Origin of the sequence: Enterobacter sp. HK169, from assembly GCF_001719105.1 — a bacterium.
Classification (GTDB): Bacteria; Pseudomonadota; Gammaproteobacteria; order Enterobacterales; family Enterobacteriaceae; genus Enterobacter; species Enterobacter asburiae_B.
Genome location: NZ_CP017087.1, coordinates 1,199,845 through 1,215,545 on the forward strand (window position 1 = coordinate 1,199,845; position 15,701 = coordinate 1,215,545).

Annotated in this window: 15 protein-coding genes and 2 pseudogenes; 6 read left to right on the top strand and 11 right to left on the bottom strand. The window is 52.3% G+C overall.

The annotated features are described in order from the left end of the window. Window positions 1-127: 127 nt before the first annotated feature. The 3 genes and pseudogenes from araH to araF all read right to left on the bottom strand — a co-directional run bounded on the left by araH (window position 128) and on the right by araF (window position 3,703). Entirely contained in the window at window positions 128-1,114 is a 987-nt protein-coding gene (gene araH, locus EnteroDNA1_RS05785; protein WP_029742191.1) for an L-arabinose ABC transporter permease AraH, read from the bottom strand. 14 nt (window positions 1,115-1,128) lie between these two features. Then, window positions 1,129-2,642: pseudogene (araG, locus tag EnteroDNA1_RS05790) on the bottom strand (L-arabinose ABC transporter ATP-binding protein AraG). Window positions 2,643-2,713: 71 nt separating this feature from the next. Beyond that, window positions 2,714-3,703: an arabinose ABC transporter substrate-binding protein AraF gene (gene araF, locus EnteroDNA1_RS05795; RefSeq protein ID WP_003859687.1), complete on the bottom strand. Its 990-nt coding sequence runs from the start codon at window positions 3,701-3,703 to the stop codon at window positions 2,714-2,716. 787 nt (window positions 3,704-4,490) lie between these two features. Here araF and EnteroDNA1_RS05800 point away from each other — a divergent pair. The 3 genes from EnteroDNA1_RS05800 to EnteroDNA1_RS05810 all read left to right on the top strand — a co-directional run bounded on the left by EnteroDNA1_RS05800 (window position 4,491) and on the right by EnteroDNA1_RS05810 (window position 8,217). Next, entirely contained in the window at window positions 4,491-4,994 is a 504-nt protein-coding gene (locus EnteroDNA1_RS05800) for a non-heme ferritin-like protein (RefSeq protein WP_023312270.1), read from the top strand. A 487-nt stretch (window positions 4,995-5,481) separates the two neighbouring features. Beyond that, complete coding sequence (locus EnteroDNA1_RS05805) at window positions 5,482-6,624, top strand: IS481 family transposase (RefSeq protein ID WP_069303016.1); 1,143 nt, start codon at window positions 5,482-5,484, stop codon at window positions 6,622-6,624. A gap of 249 nt (window positions 6,625-6,873) precedes the next feature. Beyond that, window positions 6,874-8,217 (top strand): anaerobic C4-dicarboxylate transporter, encoded by a 1,344-nt coding sequence (locus EnteroDNA1_RS05810; RefSeq protein WP_069303017.1) that lies wholly within the window; start codon window positions 6,874-6,876, stop codon window positions 8,215-8,217. Window positions 8,218-8,259: 42 nt separating this feature from the next. Here EnteroDNA1_RS05810 and EnteroDNA1_RS05815 read toward each other — a convergent pair whose 3' ends face one another. Continuing rightward, window positions 8,260-8,511 carry a DUF2766 family protein gene (locus EnteroDNA1_RS05815; RefSeq protein ID WP_008500405.1) on the bottom strand — a complete coding sequence of 84 codons (252 nt, stop codon included), beginning with the start codon at window positions 8,509-8,511 and terminating at the stop codon, window positions 8,260-8,262. Window positions 8,512-8,618: 107 nt separating this feature from the next. After that, window positions 8,619-8,702, bottom strand: a complete 84-nt coding sequence (azuC, locus tag EnteroDNA1_RS22300; protein WP_014884364.1) for a stress response protein AzuC — start codon at window positions 8,700-8,702, stop codon at window positions 8,619-8,621. 234 nt (window positions 8,703-8,936) lie between these two features. Here azuC and yecR point away from each other — a divergent pair, with 234 nt between their 5' ends. Then, window positions 8,937-9,275: a YecR family lipoprotein gene (gene yecR, locus EnteroDNA1_RS05820; RefSeq protein ID WP_023336145.1), complete on the top strand. Its 339-nt coding sequence runs from the start codon at window positions 8,937-8,939 to the stop codon at window positions 9,273-9,275. Between the two features lie 204 nt (window positions 9,276-9,479). Next, window positions 9,480-9,977, top strand: a complete 498-nt coding sequence (ftnA, locus tag EnteroDNA1_RS05825) for a non-heme ferritin (protein WP_023336146.1) — start codon at window positions 9,480-9,482, stop codon at window positions 9,975-9,977. A gap of 36 nt (window positions 9,978-10,013) precedes the next feature. On the opposite strand, the gene EnteroDNA1_RS05830 is transcribed toward ftnA, so the two are convergent. Continuing rightward, a complete protein-coding gene (locus tag EnteroDNA1_RS05830; RefSeq protein ID WP_064672738.1) occupies window positions 10,014-10,355 on the bottom strand; it encodes a hypothetical protein in 342 nt (113 codons plus the stop codon). 229 nt (window positions 10,356-10,584) lie between these two features. Here EnteroDNA1_RS05830 and tyrP point away from each other — a divergent pair, with 229 nt between their 5' ends. Then, a complete protein-coding gene (gene tyrP / locus EnteroDNA1_RS05835; protein WP_048979950.1) occupies window positions 10,585-11,796 on the top strand; it encodes a tyrosine transporter TyrP in 1,212 nt (403 codons plus the stop codon). 120 nt (window positions 11,797-11,916) lie between these two features. Here the strand turns inward: tyrP and EnteroDNA1_RS05840 are convergent, their stop codons facing one another. The 5 genes and pseudogenes from EnteroDNA1_RS05840 to EnteroDNA1_RS05860 all read right to left on the bottom strand — a co-directional run bounded on the left by EnteroDNA1_RS05840 (window position 11,917) and on the right by EnteroDNA1_RS05860 (window position 15,698). Next, a complete protein-coding gene (locus tag EnteroDNA1_RS05840) occupies window positions 11,917-13,290 on the bottom strand; it encodes a hypothetical protein (RefSeq protein ID WP_069303018.1) in 1,374 nt (457 codons plus the stop codon). Beyond that, entirely contained in the window at window positions 13,290-13,547 is a 258-nt protein-coding gene (locus tag EnteroDNA1_RS05845; protein ID WP_023333978.1) for a PAAR domain-containing protein, read from the bottom strand. The genes EnteroDNA1_RS05840 and EnteroDNA1_RS05845 overlap by 1 nt, the downstream gene beginning before the upstream one ends. After that, on the bottom strand, window positions 13,547-14,299 hold the full coding sequence (locus EnteroDNA1_RS05850) for a T6SS immunity protein Tli3 family protein (protein ID WP_069303019.1): 753 nt from the start codon (window positions 14,297-14,299) through the stop codon (window positions 13,547-13,549). The genes EnteroDNA1_RS05845 and EnteroDNA1_RS05850 overlap by 1 nt, the downstream gene beginning before the upstream one ends. A 3-nt stretch (window positions 14,300-14,302) precedes the next feature. Continuing rightward, window positions 14,303-14,998, bottom strand: coding sequence for a T6SS immunity protein Tli3 family protein (locus EnteroDNA1_RS05855; RefSeq protein ID WP_069303020.1), 696 nt, complete (start codon window positions 14,996-14,998; stop codon window positions 14,303-14,305). Between the two features lie 3 nt (window positions 14,999-15,001). Continuing rightward, window positions 15,002-15,698, bottom strand: a pseudogene (locus tag EnteroDNA1_RS05860) (T6SS immunity protein Tli3 family protein). Window positions 15,699-15,701 lie beyond the last annotated feature (3 nt).

Below are 15,701 nucleotides of genomic sequence, written 5' to 3' on the forward strand. Positions count from 1 at the left end.
TAGCCATGTAAGTATAGACAGTGTGACGTCGCTCGCCATTTGACAACCGCCCCGCCAGTAAAACTGGCGGGGCGGTTAAGGGGTCAACTATGGTTATAAGTTGAGCAATAAAAGACGGGAAAAAGGGTTACAGGGTACGCTTCGCTTTTTGCTTGTAACGGTCGAAAATCACCGCTGCAAGCAGGATCAGACCACGAACCACGTACTGCGAGAACGGCGAAATGTTCAGCAGGTTCATGGCATTCTCCACCGTCCCTAAAATCAGGATACCGGCCACCACATATGAGATTTTTCCGATGCCACCCTTGAGGGAAACGCCCCCTAAAACGCAGGCCGAAATGACGATCAGCTCGTAACCAATAGAGGTCATCGGCTGGCCGCTGGTCATACGCGAAGCCAGGATAATCCCCGCGGCGGCAGAAACCAGCCCTGAGAGCACAAAGATAATAATCTTGGTTCGCACCACCGGTACCCCGGCCAGACGGGCGGCCTCTTCGTTACCGCCAATCGCCAGCGTATTACGGCCAAAGGTGGTCCGGTTGAGCAGGAAGCCGAACAGGATCAGGCAGGCCACGGTCAGCCAGATTGGCGCAGGCAGACCCAGCCAGTTGGCGTAACCCAGGGTAAAGAAGCGCTCGTCTTCAATCCCCACCGCTTTACCGTCGGAGATGATATAGGCCAGCCCGCGGACAATTTGCATCGTCGCAAGCGTGGTAATCAGGGCGTTAATCTTCAGGCGTGCGATAACAAACCCGTTCACCAGACCGCTGATGACGCCGAGTAGCAGACCGGCGAGAACGCCAATCCACAGGCTCTCCGTCATGTTGATCACCACTGCCGTCGTGACGCCCGCACAGGCAATCACCGACGCCACCGACAGGTCAAAATCGCCGGAGGCCAGACAGAACAGCATCCCGCAGGCCACCATCCCGGACATGGAAATGGCCAGCCCCAGCCCCTTCATATTAATGAAGGTGGCAAAGTTAGGAACAAAGATCGCGCAGGCGAGGAACAGTGCGGCAAAGACCACCAGCATGCCGTACTGATCCCAGATACGTCCAAAACTCAGCGCCGACTTCGACTTCGGCGCTCCGGATGTAGTAACAGAGGACATCATTAACTCCTTACTCAGGCGACAGCCTGGCTGACTTTAGGCATGGCGAGGTTCAACGCCTGTTGTTCATTCGCCTGTTCATGAAGCAATTCACCGGCAATTTCGCCTTCACGCATCACCACAATGCGGTCGGCCACGCCAAGCACCTCCGGCAGATCGCTGGAGGCGAAGAGCACCGCCACGCCGCGTTTTGCCAGCTCATAGATCACGTTATAAATCTCGTGTTTTGCCCCCACATCGATACCGCGCGTCGGCTCATCCAGCAAAATGACCTTCATATCTTCCGACAGCCAGCGGCCTAAAATCGCCTTCTGCTGGTTTCCGCCTGACAGATTCATGATCAGCTGTTCCGGACCCGGCGTTTTAATATTCAGCGAGCGAATATGGTGGTCGGCGTTGCTCGACTCCCAGCCATCGTTTATCAGGCAGCCTGCGCGAATAAACTTGCGGCGAGCGGAAATATTGATGTTGTCGCGTACCGAATGCACCGGAATAATCCCCTCGGCTTTACGGTCTTCCGGGCAGAGCATCATGCCCGCCCTGATCGCGTGGGCCGGTTTCTGGATATCGACCCGTTCGCCATCAATAGAAACCTGCCCATCGGTAATTCGGGTCCCCCGAACAGGCCTTTCATTAATTCACTGCGCCCCGCCCCCACCAGACCAAACAGGCCGACAATTTCGCCGCTGCGAACGGATAACGAAATCGGCGTGCGCACGCCCGGCGCTTTGACGCTGTCCAGACGCAGACGTTCAGGGCCGTACTGACGCGGCTGCCAGTGATAAATATCACCCAGCTCGCGTCCAACCATCGCCTGAACAAGCTGGTCATGGTTAACCTGCTGCATGTCGGTAAAGGTGCGCACATAGCGCCCGTCTTTAAAGACGGTGATGGCGTCGCTCAGGGCAAATATCTCTTCCATGCGGTGCGAGACATACAAAATCGTACGGCCTTCCTGACGCAATTCGCGGATCACGCGGAACAGATTTTCAATTTCACGCGCAGAGAGCGAACTGGTGGGCTCATCGAAGGCGATAATTCTGGCGTTACGCGCCAGCGCCTTGGCAATTTCAACCATCTGCCACTGGCCGATGGAGAGATATTTCAGCGGCGTCTGGGGATCGACGTCCAGACCCAGGTGTTTAAGCTGCAGCCCCGCTTCATAATTAAGTAGCGAACGATTTACCACACCGCCTTTGTGCGGAAGCTGACCTAAATAGATGTTTTCCGCCACGGTCATCTCGGGAATGAGGTGCAGCTCCTGATAGATGATCGCCACCCCGGCATTGAGCGCCGCCGTGGTATCGGCAAACGCCACCTCTTCGCCGCGAATGGCCAGCGTGCCGGTCGTAGGCGCGTAGTTGCCGCTGAGGATCTTCAACAGCGTGGATTTCCCCGCGCCGTTTTCCCCCATCAGGGCGTGAACCTGGCCGGCATAGCAGTCGAAGCTGATATCGGTCAGCGCGTTAACACCGGGGAAAGTTTTCCCGATGCCGCGAAAAGAGAGATACGGATCAGACTGTCGCATAACGTCTCCGTGATTCCTGTAGTGTGTACGTCTGGCCCCTCACGATGCATGAGGGGCACAATCACAGCGTATTACTTACCGCCCAGCCCTTTTTTCGCCAGCTCCTCTTTGAAGTTGTCGCGGGTAATCAGCACCACGTCGGTCACTTCAGTAAATTTCGGCGGTTCGGCCCCTTTGGTTACCCAGTTGTAGAGCATCTCACTGGATTTGTAGCCGTGAACGTCCGGGCTCGGCAGAAGAGAACCGTAGAAGCCGGTAGCCTGCGCTTTGGACAGCTCGCTGACGGCGTCAACGCCGTTGATGCCAATCCCGATCACGTCAGGCGCTTTGAAGCCCTGGCCTTCCGTCGCGCGCACCCCGCCCAGCACGGTGTTGTCGTTCATGCCGACCACCAGCCAGTGTTTGACCTCCGGATGCTGGACAAGCATAGAGTTCGCGGCGTCGAAAGCGCCCGGGATATCGTTGGATTTGGTTGGGACTTTATAGATCTGTTTTTCCGGGAAGCCAGCCGCTTTCAGCGCATCCATTGAACCGGTAGTACGACGACGGGCGGTGTCCAGCTCGTCAGCCGTGATAGCCATCACCGCGGTCTCTTTGACATCCCAGCCGCGCTTTTGCATCTCTTTATAGAGTTCCTGGCCCTGGCGTTCGCCGATTTTGGTCGCCGCCATCATGACCAGCGGGACGGTGTCCATCGGCTTGCCTTTGGCATTAACGAACTGATCGTCAACCGCGATGACCTTCATATCGTAACCGCGCGCTTTCGCCGCGATTGCCGACCCCAGCTTTGGATCCGGAGTACAGATAACGAAACCTTTTGCACCGCTGGCCGCCAGGCTGTCGATGGCGTTCAGGGTTTTTTCGCCGTCAGGCACGGCGATTTTAATGACTTCAAAACCTAAATCTTTCCCGGCTTTATCTGCGAATTTCCACTCAGTCTGGAACCAGGGCTCTTCGGGCTGTTTTACCAAAAAACCGAGTTTTAAATTCTCAGCGATAGCGGATTGTGACATAACGGCAGCCAGACCGATGGCCGCCAGCGCTTTAGTAAATTTGTGCATGGTAAACTCCAGCTTTAGCAATCTTTTCTGTAGGGAATAAGTGCGTGCTTCTTATTTAATCGGACTTAAAACAAGGCATTAGCGCTTACCTCGTCATAAGCGTTATTGCTGGTGATAGTTTTAGCGGGAAATTAATCATCCATAAGAGAGCCCCATCACACCGCAGAATTACAGTAATTGCGTACATAAATTCAGCGAAAAATGACATAAAAAAGGCAGCATTTGTCAGACAAATAGAAAGGGGTTAAGCAGAATTATCCATAAGATTAGCCAAGATATCCCTGATGCCTCTCAGCGGGCAAAACGGCACCTGGCGTTAAGGGGTTCAACATGTTTTTCATCACGAATGTACAACGCACCTGAAAAAACGTTATTCCGCAGAATTTGATTTAGCGCAATTTTATTGACACATCATATATTCGAAATGATTAATCCGTATTTTTCCTTTTCCCGGAGTAATATTCCAACTTAATATTTTCGAAAGAGTAACAGTGTGTCCTCACGATAAAAATCGTTAATTATTAGTCCATTAAATCACATTCAATTCATGGCGAGCTAATTGTATTTCTGTACTATATTAAACTTTGTAATGTATGGTAAATATAGTCTGATTAAGAGTTTTCTTAGACCCAATACAAGGGTATGCTTATTTATATCGAACACAGGAAGTGAATTTCGGTCGACTTCGGTCACGGCAGAATGTCTATTTCTGCTCTTCTCTTCGTATTTGCCTGGCGCTCAGGTTACGCAACGGACATCACGTCCCACAGTCAATAAGGATATGAGTATGGCTACCCAAACGATGATGCAAAAACTTAACGCGCAGATGAACCTTGAGTTCTACGCCTCGAATCTGCACCTTCACTTAAGCGCGTGGTGTGCCGAGAATAGCCTTACGGGGTCTGCCACATTCTTTCGCTCTCAGGCGCAAAGTAACGTCACCCACATGATGCGTGTCTTTAACTTCCTGAAAGCCGCAGGGGCAAATCCTGTCGTTAAAGCCCTTGATGGGATCAACGAAAACTACTCCTGCCTGGAAGAACTGTTTCAGAAAACGCTTGAAGAGTACGAGCAACGCTGCAGCACGCTCAGCAAACTTGCCGATGAAGCCAAAGCGCAGCAGGATATTACGACGCTCAAATTCTTACGCGATATGGACAAAGAGCAGCAGCAGGATGGCATGCTGCTGAAGACGCTGGCGGATGAGATCCATAATGCGCAGCAGGCGGGTTTATGTCCTGAGCAAACCGACCGTCATCTGCTCGACATTGTGGCGGTGCAGCACCACTGAGTTTTTGATTTGCTCCAACCGGGCTGAGGGTTTCCCAGGAATTTATTAACCTGAAGCGATGAATTTTGTATCAGGCAAGTGAATAACTTACAGCGATGTCCTGGTCCGGCTGTAAATCGCCGAAGCGTTTCCGTAAGGCCGGGGCGAGGCGCAGGGATGCGCCTAGAGGGCGTGGCCTGCAGGGATGCAGGCTCATGCCCGACCCGATAGCCTGAAGGAATAAGCTGAGGGTACCGCGAAGCGGCGATTTACCGCCGGGAGCCCGGGTCGCCAGGGCGGCGGCGATTGAGCCGCCCTGGCACGTTCACCGGTCATGTCGTTACAAAGTAGCAAGGAACATGAAGTGAACGGAATGGCCACCACAGCCGTATGTTCCCCCTCATCCCAGCCCTCTCCCTTGTACGATCCGGGGACATAGTGAACACTTGTTCGGGGACATGGTAGACACTTACAACTAAGGCATAAGAACCCGTTTATGGAGTCGCTTATGCCCTGGGAGGCGAGAGATACCATGTCATTACGTACCGAGTTTGTTTTGTTCGCCTCGCAGGACGGGGCGAACATCCGTTACCTCTGCCGTCACTACGGCATTTCACCTGCCACCGGCTACAAGTGGCTTCAGCGCTGGGCTCAGGAAGGCCCGTCCGGCCTTCAGGACCGCCCCCGCATACCCCGTCATTCCCCGAACCGCTCGTCAGACGACATTACAGCCCTGCTGCGCATGGCCCATGACCGCCATGAACGCTGGGGAGCACGCAAGATTAAGCGCTGGCTCGAAGACCAGGGGCACCGCATGCCCGCCTTCAGCACCGTCCATAACCTGATGGCCCGCCATGGTCTTCTGCCGGGCGCTTCACCGGGCATTCCCGGCACGGGCCGCTTCGAACACGACGCGCCGAACCGCCTCTGGCAGATGGATTTTAAGGGCCACTTTTCCTTTGACGGTGGCCGCAGCCATCCGCTCACCCTGCTGGACGACCACTCCCGTTTTTCCCTGTGCCTCACACACTGTACCGATGAACGGCGCGAGACCGTGCAGCAGCAACTGGTCAGCGTGTTTGAACGCTACGGCCTGCCGGACCGGATGACGATGGACAACGGCTCACCGTGGGGCGACACCACCGGTACCTGGACAGCGCTGGAGCTGTGGCTGATGCGCCAGGGTATCCGGGTGGGCCATTCCCGGCCTTATCATCCGCAGACGCAGGGCAAGCTGGAGCGTTTTCACCGCAGCCTGAAGGCCGAAGTGCTGCAGGGAAAATGGTTCGCGGACAGCGGTGAGCTGCAGCGCGCCTTTGACCACTGGCGGACGGTCTACAACCTTGAACGCCCGCACGAGGCGCTGGATATGGCGGTACCGGCCTCGCGGTATCAGCCGTCAGCGCGGCAGTACAGAGGCATCATGACGCCACCGGAATATGATGACGGGGTGATGGTCAGGAAAGTGGATATCAGCGGCAAGCTGAGCGTGAAAGGGGTGAGTCTGAGCGCAGGCAAGGCGTTCAGGGGAGAGCGGGTCGGGCTGAAGGAGACGGAGGAAAATGGCTGCTATGAAGTGTGGTGGTACAGCACGAAAGTGGGGGTGATCGACCTGAAGAAAAAGTCGATCACCATGGGTAAAGGGTGTTAAAAAGTGTTCACCATGTCCCCGAACACCTGTCTACCATGTCCCCGGACCGTACACCCTCAAGGGAGAGGGAGTCGTCCGTGCAGGCATTGTTTTGTGGGGATCCCTCCTCCCACCTCAGGCAGGATTCCTTTTCCCATCTCCAACCTTCTGCTTTTGCTGAAATTTAACAAATCAGATCTGGCTCCCAATGATTAACCACACAACGTGTGATGATTTATTTAGTTACATAATCATTGACGAGGGAGCATCATGATCACCATTGAGTTTGTTGTCATTCTCCTCTGCCTGCTGACGGGTACGCGTTTCGGCGGTATGGGGCTTGGGTTAATCAGCGGTATTGGTCTTTTTATTTTATGTTTTGTCTTTGGTCTGCAACCGGGTAAACCGCCGGTTGACGTTATGCTGACCATCCTTGCGGTGATTGGCTGTGCGGCTACGCTGCAGACTGCGGGCGGCCTCAACGTCATGATGCAGTTTGCCGAACGTATGCTGCGCAAACACCCGCAGCACATCACCCTGCTCGCCCCTTTCACCACCTGGATGCTGACCTTTCTGTGCGGCACCGGGCATGTGGTCTACACCATGTTCCCCATCATTGCGGATATCGCCCTGAAAAAAGGGATCCGCCCCGAGCGCCCCATGGCCGTGGCGTCGGTGGCATCACAGATGGCGATTACGGCTTCCCCCGTTTCCGTTGCCGTTGTGTCGCTGGTGTCTATCCTGGCGGCCCAGCATGGGATCGGCCACGCGTGGGGGATCCTGGAAATTCTCGCCGTGTCGGTTCCCGCTTCGCTCTTCGGCGTAGCCATTGCGGCCCTGTGGAGTTTACGCCGTGGGAAAGATTTGGCTGACGACATAGAGTTTCAGGAAAAGCTGAAAGATCCTAAGCAGCGCGAGTTTATCTACGGCGGAACGGAGACGTTAATGAATCAGCGTTTCCCTAAACAGGCCTACTGGTCCACGTGGATTTTCTTTGCCGGTATTGCCGTGGTCGTTTTGCTGGGGGCATTCCCTGACCTGCGCCCCTCCTTTGAGGTGAAAGGCAAAATGACGGCGCTGTCGATGAACCTTGTCATTCAGATGATGATGTTAATTGCGGGCGCCGTGATGCTGATGGCCTGTAAGGTTAATGCGTCGGCCATTTCCAACGGCGCGGTGTTTAAGGCCGGTATGGTCGCGATCTTCTCGGTGTTCGGCGTGGCGTGGATGAGCGATACCTTTTTTCAGGCGCATCTCGACGAGTTAAAGCTTGCGCTGGAAGGCGTGGTGAAGAGCCACCCGTGGACGTATGCCATTGTGCTGTTTCTGGTGTCAAAACTGGTGAACAGCCAGGCGGCTGCGCTGACGGCCGTTGCGCCTATGGGCCTCATGCTCGGCATCGACCCGAAAATGCTGATCGCCTTTTTCCCGGCGTCCTACGGCTATTTTGTCCTCCCGACCTATCCCAGTGATTTGGCCTGCATCGGCTTTGACCGCTCAGGCACCACCCGCATCGGCAAATTTATCATCAACCACAGCTTTATTCTGCCAGGGCTGATTGGGGTAAGCTGCGCGTGCGCGGCGAGCTACCTGCTGGTCCAGACGTTCTTTTAACCGCTTCAAAGGGCGACACGTGCCGTCGCCCCTACCCCTGTTTTAGTGGGATTCACCCTGCGGCGTGAATCGCAGCTCAATCAGCGCGATAGCTTTCTGGATCGCACGAAGCGTAACCGGGTCAGCGGCAGCAGGATGGCTGGCAAAATCGATGTTTTTCAGCTGCGTAGACATCTTCTCGCGCACTTCAACCGGCGCAATCACGTCCAGAACATCAAGGATTTGTTTGATAACCAGCTGACAGGCGACAACGTCAGAGACCAGTTCCTGATCGGCGCTCAGGTTTTGTGACATGGGTTTTCTCCTTATTTAAAGGCCGCCATAGTAGCAAAACACCCCCCCTGACATCTTCCCTTCGTCGCCTGCAGGTACAAAAAAACCCGCCGAAGCAGGTTTTTTTATCAGAACATGGCGCCTGGCGGCACGTCTTTGAACGTGCGGCAGTAATTGGCCCACATGCTTTTCAGGATTTTGCGCAGTTTCACGATGATGCTCCATTAACTTGTTATACAACTTTATTGTCAACGTGCTTATAATATGACCATTATCACAAAAATCAATCATTTTGTGATTCTCATCACATTTTTATAAGAGGTTGTCCTGATAGCACTCCCCTCTGACCCGTTGCGAAGAGTGAGGGCAGATTGTCCGGCTATTCCAGGCATTGCAGCGGGCATCTGCGGGTACGATAAGATATTTCCATCCACTCAGAGCGAACCATGAAAAGAGTCATTGTAGCCGGCACAATCCTGCTGCTCGCGGGGTGTAGTATCAACCGCCAGGCTGAAGTCAGCAGCCTCGACGCGCCGAACGGCATCGTCCGCCTCGATTACGGCCAGGCAGCGCTGCAAAATGCGTATTCCGATGAGTATGTGAATAACGGCACGGCGGCAAAAGCGTGTCAGAGCATGGGGTATGCCACCGCCTCAGCCTATGGTCAGCCCATCAAAACCTGCACCCTGACGAGCGGCTCTTTGTGCCTGAACGAGAGCGTGACTATCCAGTATAAATGTATGGGTTACGCCGTTAACCCTAAGTCAAATAACCCCTGGTATTAATCAACCCTGCCAGCGTTTGCTGGCAGTATATTTCATTACGAACAAAAACAATTCTCATTAATAAATTATAAAAATCGCCAATGCGTTTTATTCCCATTCGTATTTTAAATAAATAAAATAAAAATTTTACGTTTTGCAAATAATTAAATAACAAATTATAGTGTCGCTCATTGTGAACCAGAAATAATAATCCGGAGCGTCACCATGCTGAAAACTGAAATGATCGACAAGCTCAACGCACAAATGAACCTTGAGCTTTTTTCATCCCTGCTCTACCAGCAGATGAGCGCCTGGTGCAGCTACCACAGCTTCGAAGGTGCGGCCGCGTTTCTGCGTCGTCACGCTCAGGAAGAGATGACCCACATGCAGCGTCTGTTTGATTATCTTACGGATACGGGCAGCCTGCCGCGCATTGAAACCGTGACATCACCTTTCGCTGAGTATAATTCTCTCGATGAACTGTTCCGCGCCACCTACGAGCACGAGCAGCTGATCACGCAGAAAATTAACGAACTGGTTCATGCCGCAATGACCAGCCAGGATTACCCAACCTTTAATTTCCTGCAGTGGTACGTCGCTGAGCAACACGAAGAAGAGAAGCTGTTTAAATCCGTACTGGATAAATTATCTCTGGTGGGGAAATCCGGCGAAGGTCTTTACTTTATTGATAAAGAACTTTCCACTCTCGATACGCAGAATTAATTTCAGCGCGGTGCCGGTTTCCGGCACCGCGTTAATTTACATACACCCGGCGCAGCTGGTGCAGCGCCAGTCATGGGGATTCACCGCCTTGTAAAAATAGCGGTAGCTGGACGTCTCCAGCGGAATCCCCACCTCGAAGAACATATCCGTTAACCAGTCGACATTCTCAACGATCCACTCATCTTCCTGTAAGCCTTGCGCAAAGGTTTCGTCTTCAGGATCGATAACCGAGTAGATTGCCCAGGTGCCCATATCCTTTTCGCGGCGGGACTCGGGAAGTATCAGGGGCTGGTTCTGCCAGCTAATTATCCAGTGGCCATGGCACAACAGGTTGCCTCCCCGGCTCCATGCCGCGGTGAAGGGATTCTCCTCAGCCATAAAACCCTCACTTAATTTGATAATTTATATTTATTGTTTACGTTACGCCGGAATGTCGCCTGGCAACATTGCCCTTATGAAGTAGGCCTGCGCCTAAAAAGGGTCAGAGCTCCAGTACTTCGTAAATAATTCATTACACTACTTGTAACGGTGATTTGACGAATTACGGCTTTTCCCTTACTCTGCGCCGCAGATTTTGTCGCGGTTAAGCATCTTTGTAGAGGAAAGCGTGAGAAACAGAACCCTGGGAAGTATTTTTATCGTCGCCGGAACGACGATTGGCGCAGGAATGCTGGCAATGCCCCTGGCAGCCGCGGGCGTGGGATTTGGCATGACCCTGCTGCTGCTGGGTACGCTCTGGGCGCTGATGTGCTACACCGCCCTGCTGCTGCTTGAGGTTTACCAGCACGTGCCCGCCGACACCGGTCTGGGTTCGCTTGCGGCGCGCTATCTGGGACGCTACGGCCAGTGGATAACCGGCTTTAGCATGATGTTCCTGATGTACGCCCTGACCGCCGCCTATATCAGCGGCGCCGGGGAACTCATCGCCTCCAGCGTCAACGACTGGTTTGGCTCTGACATTACTCCGGCGACGGGGGCTATCTTCTTTGCGCTCATCGGCGGCGGCGTGGTCTGCGTGGGGACATCGCTGGTCGATCTGTTTAACCGCTTTCTGTTCAGCGCCAAAATTCTCTTCCTGATCGTCATGCTGGTGCTGCTGGCGCCGCACGTGCACAAGGTCAACCTGCTGACGCTGCCGCTGGAAAAAGGGCTAGCGCTCTCCGCGATCCCGGTCATTTTCACCTCGTTTGGCTTCCACGGCAGCGTGCCGAGCATCGTCAGCTATATGAACGGTGATATCCGCAAGCTGCGCCGCGTCTTTGTTATCGGCAGCGCGATCCCGCTGATCGCCTATATCTTCTGGCAGCTGGTGACGCTGGGCAGCATTGACTCTTCAACCTTTATTGGGCTGATGGCGCAACATGCTGGCCTGAACGGTTTTCTGCTGGCGCTGCGCGAAGTCGTCACCTCCCCGCACGTGGAGCTGGCGGTACACCTGTTTGCCGACCTGGCGCTGGCAACCTCGTTCCTGGGCGTGGCGCTCGGCCTGTTTGATTATCTGGCCGACCTGTTCCAGCGTCGCAATACCGCGGCCGGACGGTTGCAGACGGGTGCCATCACCTTCCTGCCGCCGCTCGCTTTTGCGCTGTTTTACCCACGCGGGTTTGTGATGGCGCTGGGCTACGCAGGGGTGGCGCTCTCTATCCTGGCCCTGCTGCTCCCTTCCCTGCTGGCGTGGAAGAGCCGCCAGCAGCATCCTCAGCAGGGATATCGCGTGGCGGGAGGAAAACCGCTGCTGTGCGTTGTGTTTGGCTGTGGGGTGGTGATTATTCTGGTGCAGGTATTGATTGCAGCCGGGATGCTGCCGGAAGTGGGATAAAAAAGGGTTTAAGGGGAAACTACCCGCTTTCATAGGGATCGATTCCCCTTTTAAAAATCCCTTATATCCTGATCATAACCATCCATTATGCTGTCGTTAAAATCATTGGTTCATTCATCATCACATCCCCATGTGCTCATAAGCTTTGTCACCATAATACCAGGTAAACAATGCCCCCATCCCAATGAATAAACCTATTACCAGAACAGCCATTATAGTTATAAACCAGCCGGATAACATTTTGCCGTCGTCACCAGCGCTGGCAATGCTTAACATCAATCCAAAAAAGAACATCAGACCGCCGATCCCGCCAACTTCCCACGGCAACGTATATCTTTTTTCTTCGGGATAATCTGGTTGGCAGGTTAACCGGGAGGATAACGCGGCCATGGCAAAATGGTTCTGTTCGGACACGGCCACAAGCTGATCGCCCTGCCCGTAAATAACCGCATCAGCGGCCAGCGTCAGCATCAGCCACTGATAACCGGCAGAGCCCTCACCGAGCGATGCTTCAAGCTCCAGCCTGTCAGGCACCACTTTGTACTGATCCAGCACTTCCAGCAGCGGATACTTCTCTGTGCGGGATAACCCGGTATACCAGAGTTGCTTAGGCTTGCTAACGGTTTCTGTCCTCAGGTACACGGGCACTTTGCTTTCTACGTCTGTGACACCCGTCATCGGCTGATAAAAATAAACCGGTTTTTCTCCTTCTGTTTTGACGTAGTCGTTCGTGAAGAGAAGTGCCGTAACATTTTCCATCTGTTTAGACGCTTCTTCGTCAGAATACAGATCGACACAGATAAGCAGCCGTTCTACGACGTAGCTTTTCGCCAGCTTTATCCATTCCGTGACTTGCGTATAGTCCGGGCATTCAGGTAAAAAAGTGATTTTCTTTGTCGCGATCGCAGAACGTTTAAGCACGCGCCGGAGTTCATCGCTACAGGATTCATCCCCGCCTCGAACCCACACCAGCACTTCAATCTGCTGGTACCGAGAAAGTTTCCCAGCCATGGGCTCCAGAACGCGGGATATTGCCTGCCCGGCCCTCGTGAAATCGAAAGATTCTTCCAGCTCGATTTTCAACGGCATTTTAGCGGCCAGCGGAAACTCGCCCTCAAGTTTCAGCATTCTCAATGCCAGTTCCTTTGTTGCCTTTGGTGGAGTGAGTACCGACCAGCCTGCAAGGGTAATGTTCCCCCTGGCGAAGCTGACAAGCTTGTATTCCTGCCGGGCGGCAATCAGCAGCCTCGTTTCCATGTAATGCCTCATGACGTGATACCCGATAGAACACACCTGAACGAACCCCGTCAGAAAAACAACTGGAATAACCACGGACTGGGCAAAAAAATCGAGATCGACATGTTTATTACCCGGCCAGGTGACAGCCCGGACGGCCAGGCAGATAACCAAGACGACCACATATAAGAGACATATCCACCAATAGGGATATTTCTCGTCAAATTCATTCTGTTTTGAGAATAACCACCAGTTCATCAAACAGCCCCCGCAGTGGGGAGCGTGGTGCGGATGGCACAACCGCATGCCGCTTTACAGCCATCCACGACCACGCCGCGGCCGTTCATCGTCCAGGTCGGGTGGCATTCGTTGATAGGGAACGTGCCTTTATGCTCAGGGCACATAACCAGATCGTTTTTCAGGGCCACAGGTTTTCCCATAAAGTCCGCGCCGGACGCTTTTATCACTTTTCCACCGCTCACCAGCGGGTCATTCAGTCGAATTACGCCGTTCATCAGTTTCTCTTCCTTCCTGCGTCCATATCGCAGCGCATGTGATCCCAGCCGGTATAGCCTTTTACATCCGGAACTTTATCGGGCAGACCCTGATATTTTTTCATTTCTTTTAAGCCTGTTTGGTCTAACTCACCATTCGTTATATAGAGCGTTCCCCATGACCAATCGCTGAATGATTTAGGCATTTGTAAAGGCTTATAATTTGTATCTAAACCAATATCGATATAATCTTTTCTTTTAAAGCCGGAATCATCGAATGGCTTAGATGACATATAAATGAAGTTACGTTGATTTTTGTTTCCTCCATCATACGGCTTAATGACCAAATAGCCTTGATTATTAATAACTGTAAATGAAATAGCGTTTTGCTGATCAGGATGAACAGACTGATTAGACCACGCCCTCAATCTGATTTCTAAACTTTCTGGCGCAAACACAGCTATTTGCCAGTTTTTCCCATAGTCTTTTGAAATGATAAATTCCGATACGTTTTTTGTCGGCACGGCAATATATTTTTCTGATGGGTGAATATATGTTTTAGAAAAAATTTGATAAAATTGACTCACAGGCTTGGTATGAATGCCCCGTTTTGTATCCGTATACCAGAGTTCCCCTTCGCAGTCCCAGCCTTTCAGTTCCAGATAACGATGATCATCAAAACGGTAAACCACCTGTGTTGGCGGTTCTGAAGCCTTACAAGCCGCCGCAAATAAAACAGCAGTAGTAATAATCCCTACACATAATTCTTTCATGAGTTATTTCCCCACGTCCATGTCACAACGCATATGGTCCCAACCGGTGTAGCCTTTCACTTCCGGCACTTTGTCGGGCAGGTCCTGATAATTGGCCTCACGGCGCATAACCTTTCCCTGTAAACCTTCCTTCGTAAAATAAACCATCCCCCAGGACCATCTTGGGGCATCTGGCGTAATTTCATCCATTTCACCATTGTCTAAACGATATTGAATCCCCGGCCCGCCCGGCAAAATTCGCGGATCATCAAACGGTTTTGACGACATATACAGCCGGTGTTTGGTCTCTAAAAATCCCTGATCGTTGATGACGGTGAAGGAAAGAACATCATCGTATGGAGGTGAAGAATCACCGTTAGGCTCATTTTCTCCAGGAGAGAATGCTGAAGGAAACCAGGTTTGCCCATAATCTTTCGAAATCATAGAGCCGGGAGAATCCCAAGTGGGAATTGCAATATAACGCTCAGAGGGATGAATAAATTTTCGGGTAAATATCCGATAAAATTGACTCACAGGCTCGGTATGAATGCCCCGTTTTGTATCCGTATACCAGAGTTCCCCTTCACAGTCCCAACCCTTCAACTCCAGATACCGATGATCATCAAATCGGTAAACCACCTGTGTTGGCGGTTCTGAAGCCTTACAAGCCGCCGCAAATAAAACAGCGGTAGTAATAATCCCTACACATAATCCTTTCATGAGTTATTTCCCCACGTCCATGTCACAACGCATATGGTCCCAACCGGTGTAGCCTTTTACTTCAGGCACCTTGTCAGGCTGATCCTGCCAGTTGGACTGAAGTTCCTGAACTGTTCCTTTAAGCCCTTGCTTAGTCATATAAACCATTCCCCAAGCCCACCCCCCAGAACCGGGCTTAATATCTCCTTTTGTTCCATCGCCAAGTTTATATTGAATCCCCGCCCCCCCCCGGTAATAAACGAGGGTCATCGAACGGCTTCGACGACATATACAACCTGTGTTTGGTCTGTAAAAATCCCTGATCGTTGACGACGGTGAAAGAAAGAACGTCCTCATAAGGCGCGTAATCATCGCCGTTAGGTTCATTTTCCCCTGGTGCAAATTGTGCAAGTTTCCATGTTCGACCATAATCCTTCGATACCCTAAAGCCATCAGCCCCCCAAATAGGGATAGACATATATTTTCCTGAAGGGTGAATAAATTTACGGGTGAAGACCCTATAAAACTGTAAATAAACTTGAGAATGGATAGCCCTTTGCGTATCGGTGTACCAGAGCTCTCCTTCGCAGTCCCAGCCTTTCAATTCCAGATAGCGGTGATCATCAAAACGATAAACTACTTGGGTAGGCAGTTCTGAAGCCTTACAAGCTGCCGCAAATAAAACGAAAATAGTAATAACTCCTACACATAGTCCTTTCATGTC

Bases quoted from the DNA above. Each gene is read 5' to 3' on its own strand.
- EnteroDNA1_RS05805 (WP_069303016.1), top strand. From the start codon at position 5,482: ATGCCCTGGGAGGCGAGAGATACCATGTCATTACGTACCGAGTTTGTT.
- EnteroDNA1_RS05830 (WP_064672738.1), bottom strand. From the start codon at position 10,355: ATGGCTGAGGAGAATCCCTTCACCGCGGCATGGAGCCGGGGAGGCAAC.
- EnteroDNA1_RS05845 (WP_023333978.1), bottom strand. From the start codon at position 13,547: ATGAACGGCGTAATTCGACTGAATGACCCGCTGGTGAGCGGTGGAAAA.
- EnteroDNA1_RS05815 (WP_008500405.1), bottom strand. From the start codon at position 8,511: ATGTCACAAAACCTGAGCGCCGATCAGGAACTGGTCTCTGACGTTGTC.
- ftnA (WP_023336146.1), top strand. From the start codon at position 9,480: ATGCTGAAAACTGAAATGATCGACAAGCTCAACGCACAAATGAACCTT.
- araF (WP_003859687.1), bottom strand. From the start codon at position 3,703: ATGCACAAATTTACTAAAGCGCTGGCGGCCATCGGTCTGGCTGCCGTT.
- EnteroDNA1_RS05840 (WP_069303018.1), bottom strand. From the start codon at position 13,290: ATGAACTGGTGGTTATTCTCAAAACAGAATGAATTTGACGAGAAATAT.
- EnteroDNA1_RS05800 (WP_023312270.1), top strand. From the start codon at position 4,491: ATGGCTACCCAAACGATGATGCAAAAACTTAACGCGCAGATGAACCTT.
- EnteroDNA1_RS05810 (WP_069303017.1), top strand. From the start codon at position 6,874: ATGATCACCATTGAGTTTGTTGTCATTCTCCTCTGCCTGCTGACGGGT.
- yecR (WP_023336145.1), top strand. From the start codon at position 8,937: ATGAAAAGAGTCATTGTAGCCGGCACAATCCTGCTGCTCGCGGGGTGT.
- EnteroDNA1_RS05850 (WP_069303019.1), bottom strand. From the start codon at position 14,299: ATGAAAGAATTATGTGTAGGGATTATTACTACTGCTGTTTTATTTGCG.
- EnteroDNA1_RS05855 (WP_069303020.1), bottom strand. From the start codon at position 14,998: ATGAAAGGATTATGTGTAGGGATTATTACTACCGCTGTTTTATTTGCG.
- araH (WP_029742191.1), bottom strand. From the start codon at position 1,114: ATGTCCTCTGTTACTACATCCGGAGCGCCGAAGTCGAAGTCGGCGCTG.